This is a genomic window from Streptomyces sp. MnatMP-M17 (genome assembly GCF_900091995.1).
In the GTDB taxonomy this organism is placed as follows: domain Bacteria; phylum Actinomycetota; class Actinomycetes; order Streptomycetales; family Streptomycetaceae; genus Streptomyces.
The window spans coordinates 1-17,966 of sequence record NZ_FMDK01000529.1 but is presented as its reverse complement, the minus strand read 5'-3'; the positions used below and the strand labels follow the sequence as shown (position 1 = coordinate 17,966).

At 69.1% G+C, this 17,966-nt stretch carries 18 protein-coding genes and 1 tRNA gene; 4 read left to right on the top strand and 15 right to left on the bottom strand.

Annotated elements, in window-relative coordinates; genetic code table 11:
* Nucleotides 1-191 precede the first annotated feature (191 nt).
* Together GA0115259_RS23250 and GA0115259_RS23245 are read left to right on the top strand one after the other, a co-directional pair.
* Nucleotides 192-617 carry a BlaI/MecI/CopY family transcriptional regulator gene (locus GA0115259_RS23250; RefSeq protein WP_256098099.1) on the top strand — a complete coding sequence of 142 codons (426 nt, stop codon included), beginning with the start codon at nt 192-194 and terminating at the stop codon, nt 615-617.
* Between the two features lie 4 nt (nt 618-621).
* Nucleotides 622-1,623: a M56 family metallopeptidase gene (locus tag GA0115259_RS23245; RefSeq protein WP_093600561.1), complete on the top strand. Its 1,002-nt coding sequence runs from the start codon at nt 622-624 to the stop codon at nt 1,621-1,623.
* Nucleotides 1,624-1,661: 38 nt separating this feature from the next.
* Here the strand turns inward: GA0115259_RS23245 and GA0115259_RS23240 are convergent, their stop codons facing one another.
* The 4 genes from GA0115259_RS23240 to dhaK all read right to left on the bottom strand — a co-directional run bounded on the left by GA0115259_RS23240 (nt 1,662) and on the right by dhaK (nt 5,427).
* Entirely contained in the window at nt 1,662-3,149 is a 1,488-nt protein-coding gene (locus tag GA0115259_RS23240) for an FAD-dependent oxidoreductase (protein ID WP_107469249.1), read from the bottom strand.
* Between the two features lie 138 nt (nt 3,150-3,287).
* A complete protein-coding gene (locus GA0115259_RS23235; protein ID WP_093600558.1) occupies nt 3,288-3,698 on the bottom strand; it encodes a PTS-dependent dihydroxyacetone kinase phosphotransferase subunit DhaM in 411 nt (136 codons plus the stop codon).
* Nucleotides 3,695-4,252, bottom strand: a complete 558-nt coding sequence (dhaL, locus tag GA0115259_RS23230) for a dihydroxyacetone kinase subunit DhaL (protein WP_237540405.1) — start codon at nt 4,250-4,252, stop codon at nt 3,695-3,697. The genes GA0115259_RS23235 and dhaL overlap by 4 nt, the downstream gene beginning before the upstream one ends.
* A 182-nt stretch (nt 4,253-4,434) precedes the next feature.
* Nucleotides 4,435-5,427 carry a dihydroxyacetone kinase subunit DhaK gene (gene dhaK, locus GA0115259_RS23225; protein ID WP_093600552.1) on the bottom strand — a complete coding sequence of 331 codons (993 nt, stop codon included), beginning with the start codon at nt 5,425-5,427 and terminating at the stop codon, nt 4,435-4,437.
* Between the two features lie 1,199 nt (nt 5,428-6,626).
* On the opposite strand from dhaK, the gene GA0115259_RS23220 reads away from it, so the two are divergent.
* Nucleotides 6,627-7,013: an HIT domain-containing protein gene (locus GA0115259_RS23220; protein ID WP_093600549.1), complete on the top strand. Its 387-nt coding sequence runs from the start codon at nt 6,627-6,629 to the stop codon at nt 7,011-7,013.
* A gap of 3 nt (nt 7,014-7,016) precedes the next feature.
* Here GA0115259_RS23220 and GA0115259_RS23215 read toward each other — a convergent pair whose 3' ends face one another.
* The 11 genes from GA0115259_RS23215 to GA0115259_RS23165 form a co-directional block, all read right to left on the bottom strand.
* Nucleotides 7,017-8,126, bottom strand: a complete 1,110-nt coding sequence (locus tag GA0115259_RS23215) for a UDP-N-acetylglucosamine--N-acetylmuramyl-(pentapeptide) pyrophosphoryl-undecaprenol N-acetylglucosamine transferase (protein ID WP_093600546.1) — start codon at nt 8,124-8,126, stop codon at nt 7,017-7,019.
* A gap of 136 nt (nt 8,127-8,262) precedes the next feature.
* Nucleotides 8,263-8,334: transfer RNA gene (locus GA0115259_RS23210), tRNA-Thr, on the bottom strand.
* 191 nt (nt 8,335-8,525) lie between these two features.
* Nucleotides 8,526-10,178, bottom strand: coding sequence for a proline--tRNA ligase (locus GA0115259_RS23205; RefSeq protein WP_256098098.1), 1,653 nt, complete (start codon nt 10,176-10,178; stop codon nt 8,526-8,528).
* Complete coding sequence (locus tag GA0115259_RS23200) at nt 10,171-11,283, bottom strand: glycosyltransferase family 4 protein (RefSeq protein ID WP_093600543.1); 1,113 nt, start codon at nt 11,281-11,283, stop codon at nt 10,171-10,173. The genes GA0115259_RS23205 and GA0115259_RS23200 overlap by 8 nt, the downstream gene beginning before the upstream one ends.
* Nucleotides 11,280-12,014, bottom strand: a complete 735-nt coding sequence (locus GA0115259_RS23195) for a WbqC family protein (protein ID WP_093600540.1) — start codon at nt 12,012-12,014, stop codon at nt 11,280-11,282. Before GA0115259_RS23195 ends, GA0115259_RS23200 begins: the two co-directional genes overlap by 4 nt.
* 3 nt (nt 12,015-12,017) lie before the next feature.
* Nucleotides 12,018-12,734 carry a PIG-L deacetylase family protein gene (locus tag GA0115259_RS23190; RefSeq protein WP_256098097.1) on the bottom strand — a complete coding sequence of 239 codons (717 nt, stop codon included), beginning with the start codon at nt 12,732-12,734 and terminating at the stop codon, nt 12,018-12,020.
* A gap of 4 nt (nt 12,735-12,738) precedes the next feature.
* Nucleotides 12,739-13,263 carry a dCTP deaminase gene (gene dcd / locus GA0115259_RS23185; RefSeq protein WP_093600534.1) on the bottom strand — a complete coding sequence of 175 codons (525 nt, stop codon included), beginning with the start codon at nt 13,261-13,263 and terminating at the stop codon, nt 12,739-12,741.
* Entirely contained in the window at nt 13,260-13,805 is a 546-nt protein-coding gene (locus GA0115259_RS23180; RefSeq protein ID WP_093600531.1) for a dCTP deaminase, read from the bottom strand. The genes dcd and GA0115259_RS23180 overlap by 4 nt, the downstream gene beginning before the upstream one ends.
* Nucleotides 13,802-14,620, bottom strand: coding sequence for a TauD/TfdA family dioxygenase (locus GA0115259_RS23175; RefSeq protein WP_093600528.1), 819 nt, complete (start codon nt 14,618-14,620; stop codon nt 13,802-13,804). Before GA0115259_RS23175 ends, GA0115259_RS23180 begins: the two co-directional genes overlap by 4 nt.
* Entirely contained in the window at nt 14,620-15,807 is a 1,188-nt protein-coding gene (locus GA0115259_RS23170) for a metallophosphoesterase (RefSeq protein WP_093600525.1), read from the bottom strand. Before GA0115259_RS23170 ends, GA0115259_RS23175 begins: the two co-directional genes overlap by 1 nt.
* Complete coding sequence (locus GA0115259_RS23165) at nt 15,804-16,472, bottom strand: rRNA adenine N-6-methyltransferase family protein (RefSeq protein WP_161230442.1); 669 nt, start codon at nt 16,470-16,472, stop codon at nt 15,804-15,806. The genes GA0115259_RS23170 and GA0115259_RS23165 overlap by 4 nt, the downstream gene beginning before the upstream one ends.
* Before the next feature lie 260 nt (nt 16,473-16,732).
* On the opposite strand from GA0115259_RS23165, the gene GA0115259_RS23160 reads away from it, so the two are divergent.
* Nucleotides 16,733-17,966, top strand: a 1,234-nt coding sequence (locus GA0115259_RS23160) for a hypothetical protein (RefSeq protein WP_093600519.1), incomplete at its 3' end; no start/stop codon positions are given.

Below are 17,966 nucleotides of genomic sequence, written 5' to 3'. Positions count from 1 at the left end.
GCGCCCCGCGTCCTGTGCCCCTGTCGCGGCCGTGCCCGTCCCACGTCTGGTCGAGGCGGGCAGCGACCGTCATAGAATCTACAGCAGTGTAGAAGATCATAGGAGAGGCGCCCGTGGAAGCGCGCAGGCGCCGGGCTCAGTAGCATGAACGGCTGCCACGCGGCGCGGTCGCGCGGCTGGAGGGAGACATCGTGAGGGTGCACGGCGGTCCGGACGGCCGGGACGGTCCGGACGAGCGCCCGCGCCGACGCGGCCAGGGCGAGCTGGAGTCCCTGGTACTCGCCGCGCTGCGGCAGGCGCCGGGGCCCGTCACGGCCGCCTGGGTGCAGGAACGGCTCGGCGGGGATCTCGCGTACACGACGGTGATGACCATCCTGACGCGGCTCCAGGCCAAACGCGCGGTCACCCGGGAGCGGGCCGGGCGCTCCTTCGAATGGCGTGCCGCCTCGGACGAGGCCGGGCTCGCCGCCCTGCGGATGCGGAAGGTGCTGGACGCGGAGGCGGACCGCGAGGCGGTCCTGGCCCGGTTCGTCACCGCGCTCTCCGCGGACGACGAACGGCTGCTGCGCGATCTGCTCGGCCTGCCCGAGGACCCCGAGGACGAGGCGGAGGGCTGACGGGGTGGGGGTGTTCGTCTTTCTGCCGCTCGTCCTGCCGCTGACCGCGCTGCCCGTCGCGCGCCTGGCCGAACTCCATCTCCATCCTCGTGTCGCCACCCGGCTGCTGTCCGGGCTGGCCGTTGTGCTCGCCCTGTGCAGCACGCTCTCTCTGGTGCTGCTGGTGGTGGTCGGTACGGCACAACTCCCCGGCAATCCGCTGCCGGACGCCTGGTCCGATCCCGAGGTCCGCGAGGCCGTCCCGTACGACGAGATCGCGGGGAAGGCGGCGATCGTCGCGCTGGCCGCGGTCGCCGTCGGCTGTGTGGCGGCGGCCGGACGCCATCGCCGGGTACGCCGCCACGCACATCGCGCCCTGGCCGGGCTGCCCGACGGCGAACTCGCCGTACTGACCGACAAGGCGCCCTACGCCTACGCGCTGCCCGGTTCCGCCGCGGGACAGCTGCCGGACGCGGGTGCGGATGCCGGAAGTCGGCGAGGACGGGGGCGTGGACATGGCCGTGGGCGGGTTGTCGTGTCCACTGCCATGCTCGACTGTCTGGACACCCGGGAGCGTGCCGCGCTGGTCGCCCATGAGCAGGCTCATCTCAACGGAGGCCACCACCGGTATCTGCTGGCCGTACGGCTGGCCGCGCGCGCCAATCCGCTGCTGCGCCCGCTGCGCGCGGCGGTCGCCTACACGACCGAGCGTTGGGCGGACGAGGAAGCGGCCCGGGTGACCGGCGAGCGTACGGTCGTGGCACGGGCCATCGGCAAGGCCGCGCTGGTCTCCCGCGGCACGCCCACACCGACGCTGGCCGGCTTCGCCGCACCTGGCCCGGTGCCGCGCCGGGTGGCGGCCCTGCTGGAGCCCGCGCCCTCCGCGGTGAACTGGTGGCCGTCGATGTCGACCGCGGTGGGCCTGGCCGTCTGGACCGCCGCGGCCGGAACGCTCGGCTCCGCGCTCTCCTCGGCGAACGCCACGGTCACTCTCTTTCTCCTGCTGAAGACCGCCACGCCTCTGTGATGACCTCTTTGACGACCACTGCTCTCTGACACGCGTGGTCAGCCGGCTCCGTGCTCATTCCACAAGGGCGGCTCGGTGGGGGCCGGCCGGACGGGGCCGAACAGCGCCGCGCGTACGACACGCGGCGCGAACAGCACCGAGACCGGCGCCATCAGTGTGCTGGCGGCGCGGAACGCCTCTCCGACGACCGGATCGCCGGGCGCGCGCTGCACCACCCGGGCGAGATACCAGGCGGCGGGACGGTTCACCAGCTGCGTCCGAGCCGCGTCGCCGCGTGCGCCCGGCAGCGCCCTGTCCGCCCCGGAGGCGATGTCCCAGGCCTGCCGTGAGGCCTTGAGCAGCGCGAGCTGCACCCGGCGTGTCGTGGGTGTACGGGCGGGATCGGCCAGCGTGTCGCGGAGCGCGACCGCGCCGATCGCGGCGACCGCCATGCCCTGCCCGTACACCGGGTTGAAGGCGCACAGCGCGTCGCCCACGGCGAGGAAACCGGCCGGGCGTCGGCCCGGACGGTCGTACCGGCGCCGTACGTTGGCCGTCGCGCGGAAGGCGTGTACGCCGGACTCCGGCCGGGCCTTCATCAGCCAGTCGTGCAGCACCGGATGCGGGAGTCGAGCCGTGAACTCGGTGAACTCCTCCTCGTCGGAGGGCGGTTCGCTTCCGCGCAGGCCCGAGAGCGTGACGAGATGGAAGCCGCCCTCAATGGGGAGAGCGACGCCGCCACGGGCCTGGCCGCGCCCGGGGACGAAGTAATAACCGACGCAGTCCGTCGTCCGGTCGGCGCTCCCACCGAAACTTCCGCCGGCATTCCCGGAGTCACTCCCGTCGGGCTGACGGTAGAGCCTGGTCGCGTAGGCGAGCCCGGTGTCGAGCGTCTCCTCGTGCGGCGGTTCCGCGCCGATCGCGGCCAGCCAGTCGGGCGCACGGGAGCCGCGTCCTGAGGCGTCCACGACCAGATCGGCGGTGAGCCGCCGTACGTCCTGACGGGTCTCGGCGCCGCGCTTGCGCACCTGTACTCCGCGAACACGTCGGGAGTTGCCCAGCAGTCCCACCACCTCCGTGCCCTCCAGCACCGTGATCCGCCGCTCGGCCTGCACCCGGCGCCGTACCAGCCACTCCAGCAACGGCCTGGTACCGGTGAGGAGATGGGCGGTGGCGGCGGTGCGCCGGTAGTAGCGGTGGCTCTGCCACTGCACGAGGTCACTGGGCAGGCCCACGCGCGGCGCGCCGTGCTCGCGCAGTTCGGCGACGATGCCCGGGAGCAGCTCGTCCAGCGCCCGCTGCCCGCCCTCCAGCAGGACATGGGTATGGCGGCTCTGCGGGACACCCGCCCGTGGCTCGGGTCCTTCGGGCAGGCGGTCACGCTCGACGATGGTGACCCGGTCGGCATGGGCGCTCAGCACATGGGCCGTCAGCAGAGCCGCGACGCTGCCGCCGATGATCACGGCGTGGCGAGTCCGGCGGCCGGGGGAGCGGTACGGACCGTCCCCTTCCGCCCCAACGGTCTCCACGTCTGCCGCGTTCACCATGCTTGTCCCTCCGGAAGTCCTGTACCGACAACGGGCCTGCCGCCGTGCCCGATCCGTGAGGGCTCAGTATTCCCGGGTGGCGATTCATGGATCACGACGACTGTGCGCCGTTCTCACCTTGTTCCGTGCCCCCTCGCCTCACTCCTTGTGGTACTGGTACGCCTCCGTCGCCGCCGCCGCGACCGCGTTCAGATCTCCGCCCGCCGAGGCGGTGACGAGCGCGGCCACCGCTCCCTCGACGAACGGAGCGTCCACCAGCCGTGCCCCGTCCGGGAGTTCGTCGCCCTCGGCGAGCAGTGTCTTCACCGTCAACACGGCGCTGCCGAGATCCACCAGAATCGCTATGCCCGCGCCTCGGTCCACCTGCGCGGCGGCGGCCGAGATCAGCTCGGAGCTGGTGCCGAGTCCGCCGTCCGGAGTGCCTCCCGCCGCCGCCACCGGCGCGGTCGCGCCGCCTCCCGCCAGCCCTCGGGCCATCGCGGCGACGGCCTCCGCCACCGGTCCGCTGTGCGATACGAGCACGATGCCGACCGGCTTCTCGATGCTCATGGCGTCGCCTCCGCCGTGTCGGCGAGCGCGGCGATCAGCAGGGCCGAGGAGGTCGCGCCCGGATCCTGGTGCCCGATGCTGCGCTCGCCCAGATAACTCGCCCTGCCCTTCCGGGCCTGGAGGGGTACGGTGGCCAGGGCGCCCTTCTCCGCCGCCTCCGCCGCCGCCCTGAACGATGTGCCGAGCGCCTCGGCCGCCGGCTCCAGCGCGTCGATCATGGTCTTGTCCCCGGCCTTCGCTCCGCCGAGCTGGGCCACGGCCGCCACGCCGGCGCGCAGCGCCTCGGTGAACTGCTCGTACGTGACCTCGGGAGTGTCACCGAGCGCCTTGCCCGTACGCCGTAGCAGCGTCCCGTAGAGCGGCCCCGACGCGCCGCCCACCGTGGAGATGAGCTGCCGTCCGGCCATGACCAGCACGGCTCCGGGGCCGGCCGGTGACTCCTTGCCCAGCTCGGTCATGACGGACCGGAAACCGCGCTGGAGATTGCTGCCGTGGTCGGCGTCGCCGATCGCCGAGTCCAGCTCGGTGAGCCGGCCGGCCTCACGCTCCACCATGGCGGTGGCGGCCGTCAGCCAGCGGCGGAAGAAGTCGGTGTCGAGCGTCCGGTCGGGTTTCTGATCGGTCACGTGAACTCCCTCGCCCGTGGATCGTGCCCTGCCGTGGTTCGTGCCCTGCCGTCCCAAGTTTCTGTGCCTGTCCTGCCGTCCCGGCCGGCCTTGCCTCTTCTTTGCCGTATTCAGCGGCCCCAGCGGAGCGCGGCCGTTTGCACCGGCGCGTCCCACAGGCGCAGCAGCTCCTCGTCCACCTGGCAGAGCGTCACCGAACAGCCCGCCATGTCGAGCGACGTCACATAGTTGCCGACGAGCGTACGGGCGACCGGGACGCCCCGCTCGGTCAGCACCCGCTGCACCTCGGCGTTGAATCCGTACAGCTCCAGCAGCGGTGTTCCGCCCATGCCGTTCACCAGGACGATCACCGGACTGGAGGGCCGCAGATCCTCCACCACCGTGTGCACGGCGAAGTCGGCGATCTCACGCGAGGTCATCATCGCGCGCCGCTCGCGGCCGGGCTCGCCATGGATACCGATGCCCAGTTCCAGCTCTCCCTCGGGCAGATCGAAGGTCGGACTGCCCTTGGCGGGCGTGGTGACGGCGCTCAGCGCGACACCGAAACTCCGCGAGCGGTCATTCACCCGCCGGGCGATCGCCTCGACCCGCTCCAGCGGCGCTCCCTCCTCGGCCGCCGCGCCCGCCAGCTTCTCCACGAACAGCGTCGCGCCCGTACCGCGCCGGCCCGCGGTGTAGAGGCTGTCCGTCACCGCCACGTCATCGTTGACCAGCACTTTCGCGACCTGGATACCTTCGTCCTCGGCCAGCTCGGCGGCCATGTCGAAGTTCAGGACGTCGCCGGTGTAGTTCTTGACGACGAACAGCACACCGGCGCCGCTGTCGACGGCGGCAGCGGCCCGCACCATCTGGTCGGGCACGGGCGAGGTGAACACCTCACCGGGACAGGCCGCGGAGAGCATCCCGGGCCCGACGAACCCTCCATGCAGCGGCTCATGCCCGGACCCACCCCCGGAGACCACCCCGACCTTCCCGGCGACGGGCGCGTCCCCGCGTACCACCACACGGTTCGCCACATCGACGGAGAGCTCCGGATGCGCCGCGGCCATCCCCCGAAGGGCATCCGCCACCACGGTCTCCGGCACATTGATCAGCATCTTCATGGGTGTCTCCCGGGTAGATTAGCAGCTATGCCTCTGACCATGGTTTTCGCAGGTCACATGCACTGTGGTCACTCTGCGATCTTGGCGGTCCCAGGCGCTCCGAAGCGGCTTTGGGCGGTACTGATGCTGACCAGTTGCTGACTTTCCTGACGCATGGTCAGCTCCTTGGGGGCGCGGGTGAAGATGCTCCGCGGCGGGTCCGCTGGGATCCAGTATCGATCCAACAGCGCCGCGCGGCACGGCCTGCGGGATAAGGGTTTGCACGCGAGGGGATACGTAGATCCGTTCGGGTGAGACGGGGGTGCTTCTGGGAGTCGAAGGCCGGATGATCAATTCCAACGGGCGATCCGCGCGGTGAGGAGTGAGAGCGCCCGTGATCGCTGTCTGACGAACAATCCGGCCATCCCGGCGGAGGGGATCGACATCGAGATCGCGTAGACGGATATCGGCCGGCAGCCGCCTGCTGATGCTGGGGATGGGCGTGGGGCCAAGCGGCTCTGTGGGCTGGCCGAGCATGGGGCAGTGGTCGCCAGGCAGTTCGTCGGGTGGGATGCCGAGGTGTTCCCGCACGATGCGGCGCATGTACTCGACAGGGAGAAGCTGGTCGTCCCGGGCCAGCAGGAATCTCGTGGGCACGTCCAGCCGGGCGGCCAGTGGCCATGGCGTTGTGAACCGGGTCGTCCTGTGCCGGGATCTATGCCTGAAGCATCACCAGCAGGTCCACGGCCAGCACGTCATGGCCCCACCTGCGCAGCTCGACCTCCAGCAGATGCCAGTGCCATCGGCCGGACGCGGCACGGGGAATCGTTGGCGATCCCTTCGGTAGCGGACGCCCTGCCTCAACACCGTCGCCCGGCCCGTCAGGGCGCGGCAGAAGAACGCCCCGCCGACAGGCCGGAGCCGTCCCTAGCGCCCAGGAGGACCTGGTCCACGCGGCGATGAGGCGAGAGCATCAGTGATCATGGTGTCGAACGATCCGAACACCCGTGCGGCCACACTCCATGTGAAGTCGGACAGCTTGCTGAAGGAAGCCGCGGTTCGCTCTGTAGAGGCCGACCGTGGCGTCTTATCCCATGCCACCCGCAGGGCGTACACCGAGAGCCAACGAGACCTCGCGAGGCTGGTGTGAACCGAGTTGGCTAGAGGTTGGAGGGTAGTGTGGCGACGAAGTTACCGCCCGACACGGAAAGTTACTTACTGTGAGCGCTGCTGTGGCCCCATCGACTTCGGACTTCTACTGCCATCAGGCCATCCCTGGGCTCACGCCGGTCAAGGTGGTGGTGGAGACCGAGGATGTGCTCGCGTTCGAGCACACCAACCCCGCACATCCGGTGCACGTGGTGGTGGTACCGAAGCGGCATATTCCGTCGCTGATCGACCTCGGTGACGGGGGCGCGGAACTGCTGGCGAAGGTTATGGCGGTGGTGCAGCGGGTCGCGGCGCAGATCAGGGAAGAGCATGGCGCGGCTTCTGTCACCACGAACGTCGGGCTCTATCAGGAGTCGCAGCATCTGCATTTCCACGTGTACCACCGTGGGGAGTCCGACGAGCAGATCCTGGCGATGTACGGGCACCACGACGGCTGAGTTCTACCGGGTGCGGCGGATGCGCCCCGACCTGGCCGCAGCGACGGTCTCTTGCGCGATCAGGTCGGCGGCACGGTGGATGGTTTCCGGGCCGGGCCGCTCCCGATTGGTCCGGCCGAGGCCGGCGGCAAGCTCCATGCACGCCTTGGCCAGAGACGCTCCGCCGTGCAGCTTGTCGTCGTCAGGTACCACGATGCACTGCCCGGGGTGTCGTCGCGCATAGGCGGCTGCGTTGTCGAGCTGGTCGCCACGGCTGACCGTCGCGGGTAGGGGGATGAGTACGGCCCGCTTGCCGAGCGCTTCGAGTTCGGCAAGCGTCGTTGCGCCGGCGCGTCCGATCACCAGGTCTGCCAGCCATAGGGCATCGGCCATCTCGTCGTGCAGGTACTCCAGTTGCCAGTACCCCGGTACCCCCTTGAGCGAGCGGTCGAGGTTGCCCTTCCCCCGGACATGAACGACCGCGAACCGCGCGCACAGGGCGCCAAGTTGGGTCTTTACGGCGTCATTGATGCGTTGGGATCCGCTGCTGCCACAGAAGATCAGCAGAACCGGAGCGCTGGCAGGGATACCGAGTCGCCGCCGCAGTCGCTCTGGTTCGCCGGAGGCCAGATCGTGGCGCAACGGCAGGCCGGTGACGGCGGATTTCCGGGTGAGCCATCGCGGTGTGCTGGCGGGCGCGGCGACGGACAGGCAGACCCGGGTGGCCATCCGGGCGACGATCTTGTTGGCGAGGCCGAGGGAGTGGTCCGACTCGTGGACCACGATGGGGACTCGGCAAAGCCAGGCCGCAATCCCGACAGGCACGGATACGTATGAGCCCTTCGAGAACAGGGCGTTGGGGCGTTCGCGTCGCATAGCCCTTGCGGCCACACCGATGCCGCGCAGCACTGTGAGCGGCATGAGCAGGTTGCTCCATGAACCATGGCGCTTCAGGCCCGCAGATGGGACCGGGCAAAAAGGGATGCCTGCCTTCTCCGGGTATTCGTGCTCGATGCTGTCCGGTCGCCCGAAGAACACCACTTCTTTCACGCCTTGTTCGGGAAGTCGGGCCGCCACGGAAAGGGCGGGGACGACATGTCCGGCGCTTCCGCCTCCGGTGATTGCGATTTTCATCTAAAGTGCACCTAGCCTGTGTGGTTGCGATTTATCGTAAGGGCTGCTTCAGGGTTTCATTGCTGCGGCGCCCGGCACTGTGATCAGGGTGTCCAGGCGATACCCGCTACAGGATCGATACCCGCTACAGGATTTGTCGGGTCGGCTGGATTCGAACCAGCTCCTCGGCAACACTTATGCCGTGCTCCAGCCCTTGAGCTACGACCCGTTGATGACTTCGATGCTACGGAAGGGGGGAAGTGCGGTCAATGCCACGATCGGCGTCGGTGGTGAATTCGAGTCACGCCCTTGCCTTTCCCTGGTCGTTCGCCTTTATTATTCGGCAGGGGGATTTCGATGCTCTGTGCGGTGATTATTTAGTGGCCGATTGTGGTGCCCTTAGCTGGGGATGCGGCCGGCTTAACGCAGATTCAGGGCGTCCGGGATTTGGCTGATTGGCATTCGGTGCGCCCTGGAGGTCCACCGGTTGATGAACTCGGCCTCGTCTCCGTCCTGTTGAGGGGAGAGGATCAAGGCGTGCGGGAGGCCGAGGAGTTTGGCGTAGCGGAACTTCTCGCCGGCCGGTTCGGGCCGGTCGTCGACGAGGATGGCTGCTCCGCGGTCGCGGAGGTGTCGTACGACCTGGTCGGTGCGTTCGCGCATGGCGGGCAGGTCGGGGCGCAGGACAACGATGTGAAGGTCGGCAGGCCCGGTTCCTTTTTTCCATCGGAGCCCGTCTTTGTCGCGTTGGAGGTCGGCGAGGGTCTGGAGGCAGCGGGTGATGCCGATGCCAGAGCAGGCCATGTACGGGGTGCGCGCGGTGCCGTGTTCGTCGGTGAAGGAGAGGTTCATCGGGGCGGCGTACTGGGTGCCGAGTTCGAAAACGTGGGCGAGTTCGATGGCGCGGGCCTCGCGGTAGTGTCCATCGTCGCAGTGGCCGCACCCCATGCCCGGGGCGGCTCGGTGGAGTTCGGTACCGATGGGTGACAGAGCTTCCAGGCCGGCGGTCCCCGACCAGGCGACGTTGTGGCGAAGGCCGGTGGCGCCGTCGGAGATGGCGAAGTTGTCCAGATGGGCGACGGAGGTGTCGAAGAGGGTGGTGGTTCCAGTGTAGTCCCAGGGGGTGAGAGTGCCGGCCTCCTTGCCGAACTGCTTGGGAAGTTGGGCTGAGCACAGGAGGTCGACGCGGGCAGCACCAGTGGCGGCGGCGAGCTTGCGGGGGCTGACCTGGAGATCCGAGCGGATCGCCACGGCGGCCGGGATGGTCGAGCCGTCATGGGCGGTGAGGGCGAAGGCGATGACGTTGACCACCGGGGCGTTCTGTGGGGTCGGCCGGGCCAGCAGAACGGTGTCGCCGCCGCGGTGGCCGCAGTGGTCGCAGACCAGGATGGTGCTCTGCCCGGTGTCGCCGAGAACCAGATGCTCGGTGGTCGGGCCGGCCGAGATACTGCCCCCGTCGGCTGCGGCCTGGAAGACACCGGTCAGGCCCATGCCCAGCAGGGCGGCGCGGCAGGCATCGTTGAGGAAGTCGATCGAGGTGCGCATCTCTTCGCGGGTGGTGTCGAAGGTGTAGGCGTCGGCCATGGTGAACTCTCGGCCGCGCATCAGCCCGCCGCGCGGTGCGATCTCGTCGCGGTACTTGGAGGTGCTGAGGAACAGCCGGACCGGGAGGTCGCGGTGGGAGCGCAGGTGTTCGCGCACGGTGGCGGCTGCGATCTCCTCGGAGGTCGGGGCCAGACACATCTGTTCGCCGCTCCTGCTGGTCGCGGTCAGCAGCGCGCCCTCCGACCGGTAGACGTCCCAGCGGCCGGACTGCTCCCACAGCGTGCGGCTTTGGAGGGTGGGGAAAGCGACGGTGTTCGCGCCGCGTTCCTCGAACGCCGTACGCGCGATCCGGGTGAGCCGGTCATGGACGCGCAGCCCCAGCGGCAGCAGGGTGAAGACGCCGGTGGCGTCGGTCTTGGCGACGTAGCCGAGCGATTCCAGCAGGTCCATGGTGGGGGCGGTGGCATCGGCGGCGCGGCGGCGTACGGGGGGCCACAGGCGGCTGGCGTACAGCGGGGTATCAGACACGAGCGATAGCTCCCATCACGGTCTTCGACAGTTCGCGCAGGTGCGCCGTGGTGGTACGGATGTCGTGGCGCCGGGCGCTGTCGGCTGCGGCAGCGCCCAGTGTGCGGCGTAGTTCGGGAGCACCGGCGAGTTGGTCGATGCGGGCGGCCAAGGTGGTGGCGTCGCCGGGCTGATAGGCCAGGGTCCCGGCGCCGAGGGTGTGGCGCAGGCCGGGCAGGTCGCCGTAGATGACCGGGAGTCCGTGGGCCTGGGCTTCGACAGCGACCAGACCGAATGCCTCCAACTGCCTGGTGGTGAACAGGAACGCGTCGAAGTAGGCGAAGCGATGCCACAACTCCTCGCGAGGCATGAACGGCTCGAACCGGATCCGGTGCGTGAGGCCGAGTTCGGCGGTCCGGGCCGTGAGGCTGGGCAGTTCGCTGCCGCTCCCGATGACGGTGAGGTGGTGCTCGTTGGCTGTGAGGGCCATGGCTTCGATCGCTGTGATCGTGGACTTGTTCGTGTCGAGGCGCCCCGCGTGCAGCAGGCGTAGCTGGCGCCTGCTGCTGGGCTGGATGGTGGGGTGAACCGGTACCGGGATGCCCCAAGGAACGGTGATCAGCCGGTCGTTGAACTTCCTCTGGGTGAGGGCGTTCACCTGGTCGGCCATGGCCGCGTTCGGTACGGCAACGGCCGTGCTGGCGGCTACGATCTCGATCAGCGCATCGCGAGCCTGCTCGTTCTCGGCGGCGGCGATCACATCGGTGCCGTGCGCGATGGAGATGAGCGGGGTGCTGCCGGCAGCACGGGCGAAGGCGAGCGCGAGTCCGAAGCCCAGGTGCTGGGCGTGGATGAGGTCCGGACGCCGCTCGCGCACCAGGCGCTCGACCTCCTCCGTCAGCTTCTCGGCGTACTGGGCGAAGTCCGGTCCGTACGGTCGCTTCGCCGCGGCGAGGTCGACGGTGTACTCGAAGGAGTGCTGCCATCCGCCGGAGCCGGGCAGGGCGAGGAACATGGTGCGGAAGTCGGGGGCAAGTCTCTGATAGACGTCGTTGCACCAGATGGTGGAGCCGCAGGACGGCTCCAAGGGCAGGTCGATGCCGGTCATGATGAGCGGTCGGGTCATCGTGCTTCTCCCGTGAATGCGGTGGGGCGGTACGCCCTGAGGCCGGCATGGAGCATGGCCGACACCCCGGCCCAGCCGATCGCGCAGGCGGCGTCGATGACCGACAAGCCCGGCTCGAAGCCCTGCTTCGGCCACGCCTGGGCGTAACGCGGGTGCCGACCCATGAATTCGTTCCAGGTGACGGTGATCTTGTGCTCGGCAAGTGCCACAGTGTCGAGGTACTGCCGCGTGCCGGAACCGGCCCATAGTTCGTGCTCGCCAGCGGCAGCGCAGATGCGGGCCAGGCGCTCGGTCTTGCCCTCGGCGGCGGTCGGGGACATTCCGGAGGTGAGGAGCAGGGAGGCACGGGAGCCGAGCGCGAGCGAGATCTGTGTTACGACGTCGGTGTTCAGGTCGGCCAGCCAGCGGTGGCCAGCCGACAGGGGCGGCTCGATGACCTGGAGGGCTTCTTCGTTGTACGGGCTACGTCCGTACGCCAGACGTAGCGTCTTGACCATGCTCGGCACGTCGAAGCCGTCGGCGATCCGTGTGTCACGGATGAGCTGCCCGGTGGTACGGGCCACGGGGACGGTGATCCAGGCGGGGCCGTTGGCGGTCTTGATCCGGTTGCGGTTCTGCCATCCGCCCTGCGTGAACTGCACATCGTCGTAGAGGGCGACGCTCGTGCAGGCGATCAGCGCTTCGCAGAAACCGAGCCACGGCAGGAACGGTGGCTGCTCGATGTAGATCACGGACTACTCCTGTTCGGTGCCGGGGTGCAGCAGCGTGAGCAGGGACGTTTCGAACGCCTCGAAGGCGCGGCCTGCCGCAGCGGCCGAGGGGTGCAGCCGCCAGCCGGCCGCCGCTGCGCGCTGACGCGTGTAGGTCTCGCCGAGATACCAGCGGCCTCGTTGAGACTCATGCCTGGCCAGCGCCTTGACCTTGTCGTCCAGGAAGGCCGTGATGTCGACAAGGACGGTCGGGGCGAAGGCGCTGCGCGGGGCATGCGGCTCGCCGTACAGCAGGGTGTGGCAGGACGGGACGCGGGTGGCAGCGTTGGTGGTGGCCGCCGCGAGCGCGCGGTGGTCCTGGTGGTCGTTGTCCGCGTGCGGGCTGTGGGTGATCAGAGTGGTGCAGCGCAGGCGTACGAGTTCGCCCTCGATGGCCGAGATCAGGTTCCGGTCGGGGTGCAGCGCCCCGTCGGCCAGGCCAAGCCCGGTCACCTTGATGCCTGTGCCGTCCCAGGCCGCTTCGACCTCGCGTACGCGCTCATCCGCGGCGAGGCGCACGCCGCGGGCCATATCGGCGAGGGAGACCCCGTGGGCACCGTGGGTCGCCATCAGCACGGTGATGTCGGCGCCGAGCTGGCGGTAGCGCCGCAGGGTGCCGTAGGCCAGCAGCTCGGCGTCGTCGGGGTGCGCCACCACTGCCGCCACACGTTCCGTAGCGGTCGGGTCCTTCGTGAGAGGCACCGGGTCACCGTCTCTCGAAGTCGCGGTGGATCTGGGAGGGCATCGCCCGGTCGGCGCCCTGGTACTTGCCGTCGTACAGGACGATGTCGCCTTCGACCGTCCAGAACGTGACCTGCCCGATCCTCAAGTTCGGGTAGATCTTGACGGGCTGCACCGCGTGCAGTTGCAGCGTGAGGTGGTTGTGCGAGCCGATGTCAATCAGGTCGGCGGTGACATGGACGAACAGCCCGAGCCTGGCCACGGAGGACCGGGCGCGGATGATCGGCACGAAGTGATCGCTGCCAATACGTTCCGCGGTGGCGGCGAGGTAGATCCGGTCTGGGGTGAGGACCATGCCGTCGGGCGGGATCGGGTGTGACTCGAACGGGTTGTCCCTGGCGCAGTCGAGGGTCTCGTTCGTGTACCAGCCGATGGTGTTGCCGAGGTGGAAGTCGTAGCTGTTGGGGCTCAGGAGGGCGGGGGCGAACGGAGAGATCTCGATCTCCCCGTTCTTGACCCGGGTATGGATCTCGGGGCCGGTGAGGATCACGCCGCGGCCTCCTCTCGTACCGGAGCGCCGGCCAGGGCCCGTGGGGAACAGGGGGACGGGTCACTGAGCGTGCCGTAGTGGCCGAAGTAGGGCATCGCGGCGCCGACTCTGTCCCAGAAGGACACCTGGCCCACGCGCATTCCGGGATAGAGGATGAGGGGCTGGACGACGACGATCTCCAATGTCCACCGGTGGACGGCCCCGAGCTGGCCAAGGTCGGCGGAGATCTGGAGAAAGCAGCCGAGGCGCCCGAGCGAGGACCGGCCGATGAGGCTCGTCACATAGCGGGGGCTGCCGATCCGCTCGACCGTGGCGCCGAGGTAAACCGTGCGCGGTCGTAACTCGTATCCACTGCTCGGGATGCGGATGGACTCCAGCTCGGCCTCCGCGCGGGAGTCGGTCGGAGTGCCGACGGCGACCTTCAGCACGTCACCGAGGCGATAGTTGTAACTGTTCGGGTTGACCAGGTCCGGATCGAACGGATCGATGGTGATGTCCCCGCGAGCAACGGCCTGCTGGATGGCGGGACCGGTAAGGATCACAGTCCGCCTCCGGTCCCCGCCTGGCCCACGTAGCCCTGCTTGAGCAGGCGCCGCTGGTTAGGGGGCACCGCTCCCTGCCTCTGACCCAGCGGCAACCGGCCGTGCGCGTAGCGCCACTGGTCGAAGACGAGCAGTTGGCCCGGCGCCAGCCGGACGGTGGTGCGGTACCGGTAGGCGGCGTCGACCAGCCGGTCGAACGCTGCGGTGATGAACGGGACGGTGTCGCTGTCGGCCTCGACAAGGTCCCCTAGACGGAGGTGGGGGAGCATCTTGCTGGTGAAACGGATCGGTACGCCGGCATCGAGCCGCTCGGGCAGCACGGCAAACCGCGAGAGACCCTCGCCGACGCCGTGCACTCCCTCGTCGGTCCAGTAGGAAAAGACCGGCCTGCTCAGCACGTCCCGGTCGGCCACTGGCAGATCACCCACGGCGGCCCACAGATCGGACAGAGCCGACGCGCCCCCGCCCCGGGGGTCGTCGCGAACGCAGTACAGGGCTATGTACCGCGGACTCAACTCCCGGTCCACCAAGTCGATGTGGAGGCGGTTCTCGCCGACCCCGTGGGTCCGGGCGGGGTCGACGTCGGTGCGCACTGCCAGGTCGCTCCAGCAGCCATCGGACGGATACACGCTCAGCACCGGGCCCAGCGCCGACAGCAGTCCGAGGCTCAGTTCAAGGTTGCGGTGGTGGCCCGTTCCCTCAAAGGAGACCACCGACCGTCCGGCGCCTTCGCCGGTGAGGCGGGCCGCGAACTCGCGCGGTGCGGTAGGGCCGTGCACCAGCTCGCGGCTGTCCAGGGTCAGCACATCGCTCATCAGGACTCCGTAACGAGATCGGTGAGGATGCCGCGCAGCGTGCGCGGCGGGACGAGGGGCCGGGCCGCGAGGCCCAGCCGCTCGGCGAGATAGCTCGTGGTTGCCAACGAGCATGCGGAGGCCGAGGCCGTGGCCAGGAGGTACGTGACGAGTTCCTCGCCGAGTAGGCGAGCCCGTTCCCGGACCGTCTCCGTGTGGTGTTCGCCGTCCAGGAGGACGAGGTCGGTGTCGAAGGGGGCGCAGTTCATGAGGGAGTGGCGGGTGACGGTCTGCGGCAGCCCGTCGCGCAGGGCCCAAAGGCTGAGGGCAAAGGCGTCGGCGCCGGTGGCGGCCTGGGCGCGCTGGGCCAGTCGGCGCGCGACATCCCTGCGGTCCGGGAGTGAAGCCGGCAGAGTACCGATCTGTTCCGCTCCCCAGGCCGCGTACTGGGACATCGTCGCCTCCAGACCGTCTGGAACTGCCGGACCGTATACGTCCGAGACGGTTTCAACGGTGAACTGGTGGCTGCCGCCGCGATCGAGGTTGAGCCACAGGAGCCCCTGGCCGGTCTCCGGTGCCTTGACGACGTGCCGACCGGTGGACGCCCAGTGGTACGAGGGGCTGTGGCAGTGTCCCGATAGGACCACGGGCAGCGGCCAGCCGTTCTGCTGATCAGCGACATCCAGAGCGAAGCCGCTGTGGCTCACACCGACCACGATGTCGGCCCCGGCAGACAACAACCGGTCTCGCTCGGCCGCGACCAGCTCCGCCGTCGGTTCCACGAACTCGAACCCGGCACGTTCGTGGGCGGGGACGGCCTCGTACGCCTGCCGGCCCAGGTACCCGACGATGCCCACCTTCGGTCCGTGCTCCGGAAGCAGCAGACCGCTTTCCCAACGGCCCGAGAACGTTGCCGACGGTCGGAGATTCGCGCACACCACGGGCGGGAACCGGTCCGGGTTCTCCAGTCGCATCAGATCGGCGAAGTCGTGGTTCCCGGGTACGAGCGCGTCGTACAGCTCGGCCAGGAGTCGCTCCTCCACGGTCCCCTGGGAGAACTCGTGAAAGGCGGTCCCGCCGAAGAAGTCGCCGCCGTCCACCACCCACGCCCCGCGGGCCCTGTGCTCGCGCAAGGTGGCCAGCAGGCGGCGGCCCTCAGGAACGCTGGAGTGAAAGTCATTCGTGACGATCAGCGGCGGGGTGTTCATCGCAGCCTCTCGATGGACACCACACGCAGCGCCTCGGGAGCCTTCGGCCAGAACTCGGAGCGGGAGATGCCGTCGACCTCGCGCAGTCGCAGGCCGCACGCAGTGTCCCCGGCCGCCTGGTACTGCTCAAGCACTCGGCTCGGCAAGACCACAAGCCCGCGCTCCACCTTCGACGTGGAGGCGAACACGTGGCGTGTGAGTGCCGCCGACAGCTCCCAGTCGAACGGCATGATCGCCAAAAGCACGGCACCAGGGGTGAGGCCCTCATCAAGGTCCACCTCGCGAACGTCCGAGATGCTGACGCGCGCCCGCGAGCCGAAGCGCCGCAGCGCGTCCCGGAGGATTCCTCCCAGCCTCCTGTCCTTCTCCACAGCCCAGATCCGGCGGCCGGTCTCGGCCACCGCGCCGGACAGCGTGCCCAGACCCGCCCCCACCTCCAAGACCTGGCCCCGGTCCGGCAATTCGGCACAGTCCAAAAGCCGGTGGGCCGCGTTCTTCGACCGCAGAAAGTGCTGCCCGAGATCGATACGGACGTCGAAGCCGGCTTCCGCGAGAAGATCAGCGGCGGCCAGACCGTCACCCGTGAGCGGCAAGTGTGCCCGTTCGTGGCTGTGTCGCGTCATGCGCGCGGGCGTCCCTTCGAAGTCCTGGGGTATGGCGTTCACAGAGGTCGCTCCCATCGAGGTGAGGAACGGTCGAACAGCCGGGCAAGCATGTTTCGGAGGTCGACAGACTGGCGGTGCGGGCTTCCCGGTCGGCACCCACATAGCGTCCGGCCAGGAGGAAGCGCAGTCATTGCCGTCATCGGTTGCGCGTATTGCGGGCAACTCGCAATGTCAGCAACGTCGTTACAGGCGCACTCCCCCTCGGGCCCGCTCCTCGGATACCGTGACGCGCAGTCAGCGTCATTGCCGGGGGTGCGCACATGATTACCGTCAGTCGATCGCGCCGTGCCGCTATCAAGAAGTCCGCCAGCGAAATCCGGGCGCGGTCCCTGCACAGCGGACACGGCGTCGAGCAGACAGCCGACGAGATCTGCGCCGAACTGCCCGAGGTACGGTCGCTGGAGGCATGGCGCCTGGCACTCGGCTGGCCACGATCCCGCACCATCGAGCAGGTTGGTGCGCTGTACCGATCGCGCGGACTGCTGCCACCGGGCCTGTCGGAGTCGATGCTCTGCCGGTGGGAACACCAATCCTACGAACGCCCCAGCACGGAGTACGTCGAGGCGCTGTGTACGGTCTACCAGGCCCGGCCGGATCAGCTCGGACTCGGCCGGACCGTTGACCGCGAACCGGCCAAGCGGGAGCGGCCGAGTGTATACAGTGCTCCCGGGCCTGAAGCGTGCGTCCTTCCCGCACGGGAAAGCATGGTGACCATGACGACCTCTGCCGGTCTCCCGGCCGTACGGGACTCGCTGCACCTGGCGCTGCTTGCTGACCCGGCAGGCAACTCCGCGGTCGTGGATCTGGTCGAGGCCGCGATCGAGCACTACGCCCTCGGCTACAGCAAGCACCCGCCGCATGTGCTCTTCAGCGAAGTACACGGTGCTCGGGGCCTGCTGATGCAGGCTCTCACGAGCAGTGCCCACACATCGGAGCGGATCGAGATCGAGCTGCGGCGTGGCGTCGGCTGGCTTTCCGCCCTGCTGGGCAACCTCGCCTTCCACCTCGGCGACCCCACCGGTGCACGCGTCCACCTCGCCACCGCCGTCGCCTACGGCGACCGCGTCGGCGATGTCCGGCTGGCAGCCTGGGCCTGGGGCGCCCAAGCCATGGTCGCGCGGTCCGCAGGCCGGCACTCCGCGGCCCTGGCCCACGCCGAGCGCGGTGCGGCCTGCGCGCCTTCGGGACTGCCGCGAGCTCAACTGCATGCCTGGGCGCGGCTTCCTTCCCTCGCTGAACTGGGCCGAGAACGGGAGGCCGATGCCGCGCTGGCCGAAGCGACGCGCGAACTGGAGTCCGACGCGCAAGGGTGGGCAGCCGGCCGGTTCGGTTACGACGCCGCCGAGCACGCACTTCACGAAGCGGACGCCCAGCGTGCCCTGGGACGCGCGGAGCGCGCGATGGCCTGCGCCGAGAAATCCCTCAACGCGGCCACGGTCGGGACTCCCGGATGGGCAGCCGCCGCTCTGGTCATGGCTCAGGCCGAGGCCGCCA

Coding starts and splice junctions, on each gene's coding strand:
- GA0115259_RS23240 (WP_107469249.1), bottom strand. CDS start 3,149: ATGGTGAACGCGGCAGACGTGGAGACCGTTGGGGCGGAAGGGGACGGT.
- GA0115259_RS23235 (WP_093600558.1), bottom strand. CDS start 3,698: ATGAGCATCGAGAAGCCGGTCGGCATCGTGCTCGTATCGCACAGCGGA.
- dhaL (WP_237540405.1), bottom strand. CDS start 4,252: ATGGTGGAGCGTGAGGCCGGCCGGCTCACCGAGCTGGACTCGGCGATC.
- dhaK (WP_093600552.1), bottom strand. CDS start 5,427: ATGAAGATGCTGATCAATGTGCCGGAGACCGTGGTGGCGGATGCCCTT.
- GA0115259_RS23215 (WP_093600546.1), bottom strand. CDS start 8,126: ATGAAAATCGCAATCACCGGAGGCGGAAGCGCCGGACATGTCGTCCCC.
- GA0115259_RS23200 (WP_093600543.1), bottom strand. CDS start 11,283: ATGACCCGACCGCTCATCATGACCGGCATCGACCTGCCCTTGGAGCCG.
- GA0115259_RS23175 (WP_093600528.1), bottom strand. CDS start 14,620: ATGAGCGATGTGCTGACCCTGGACAGCCGCGAGCTGGTGCACGGCCCT.
- GA0115259_RS23170 (WP_093600525.1), bottom strand. CDS start 15,807: ATGAACACCCCGCCGCTGATCGTCACGAATGACTTTCACTCCAGCGTT.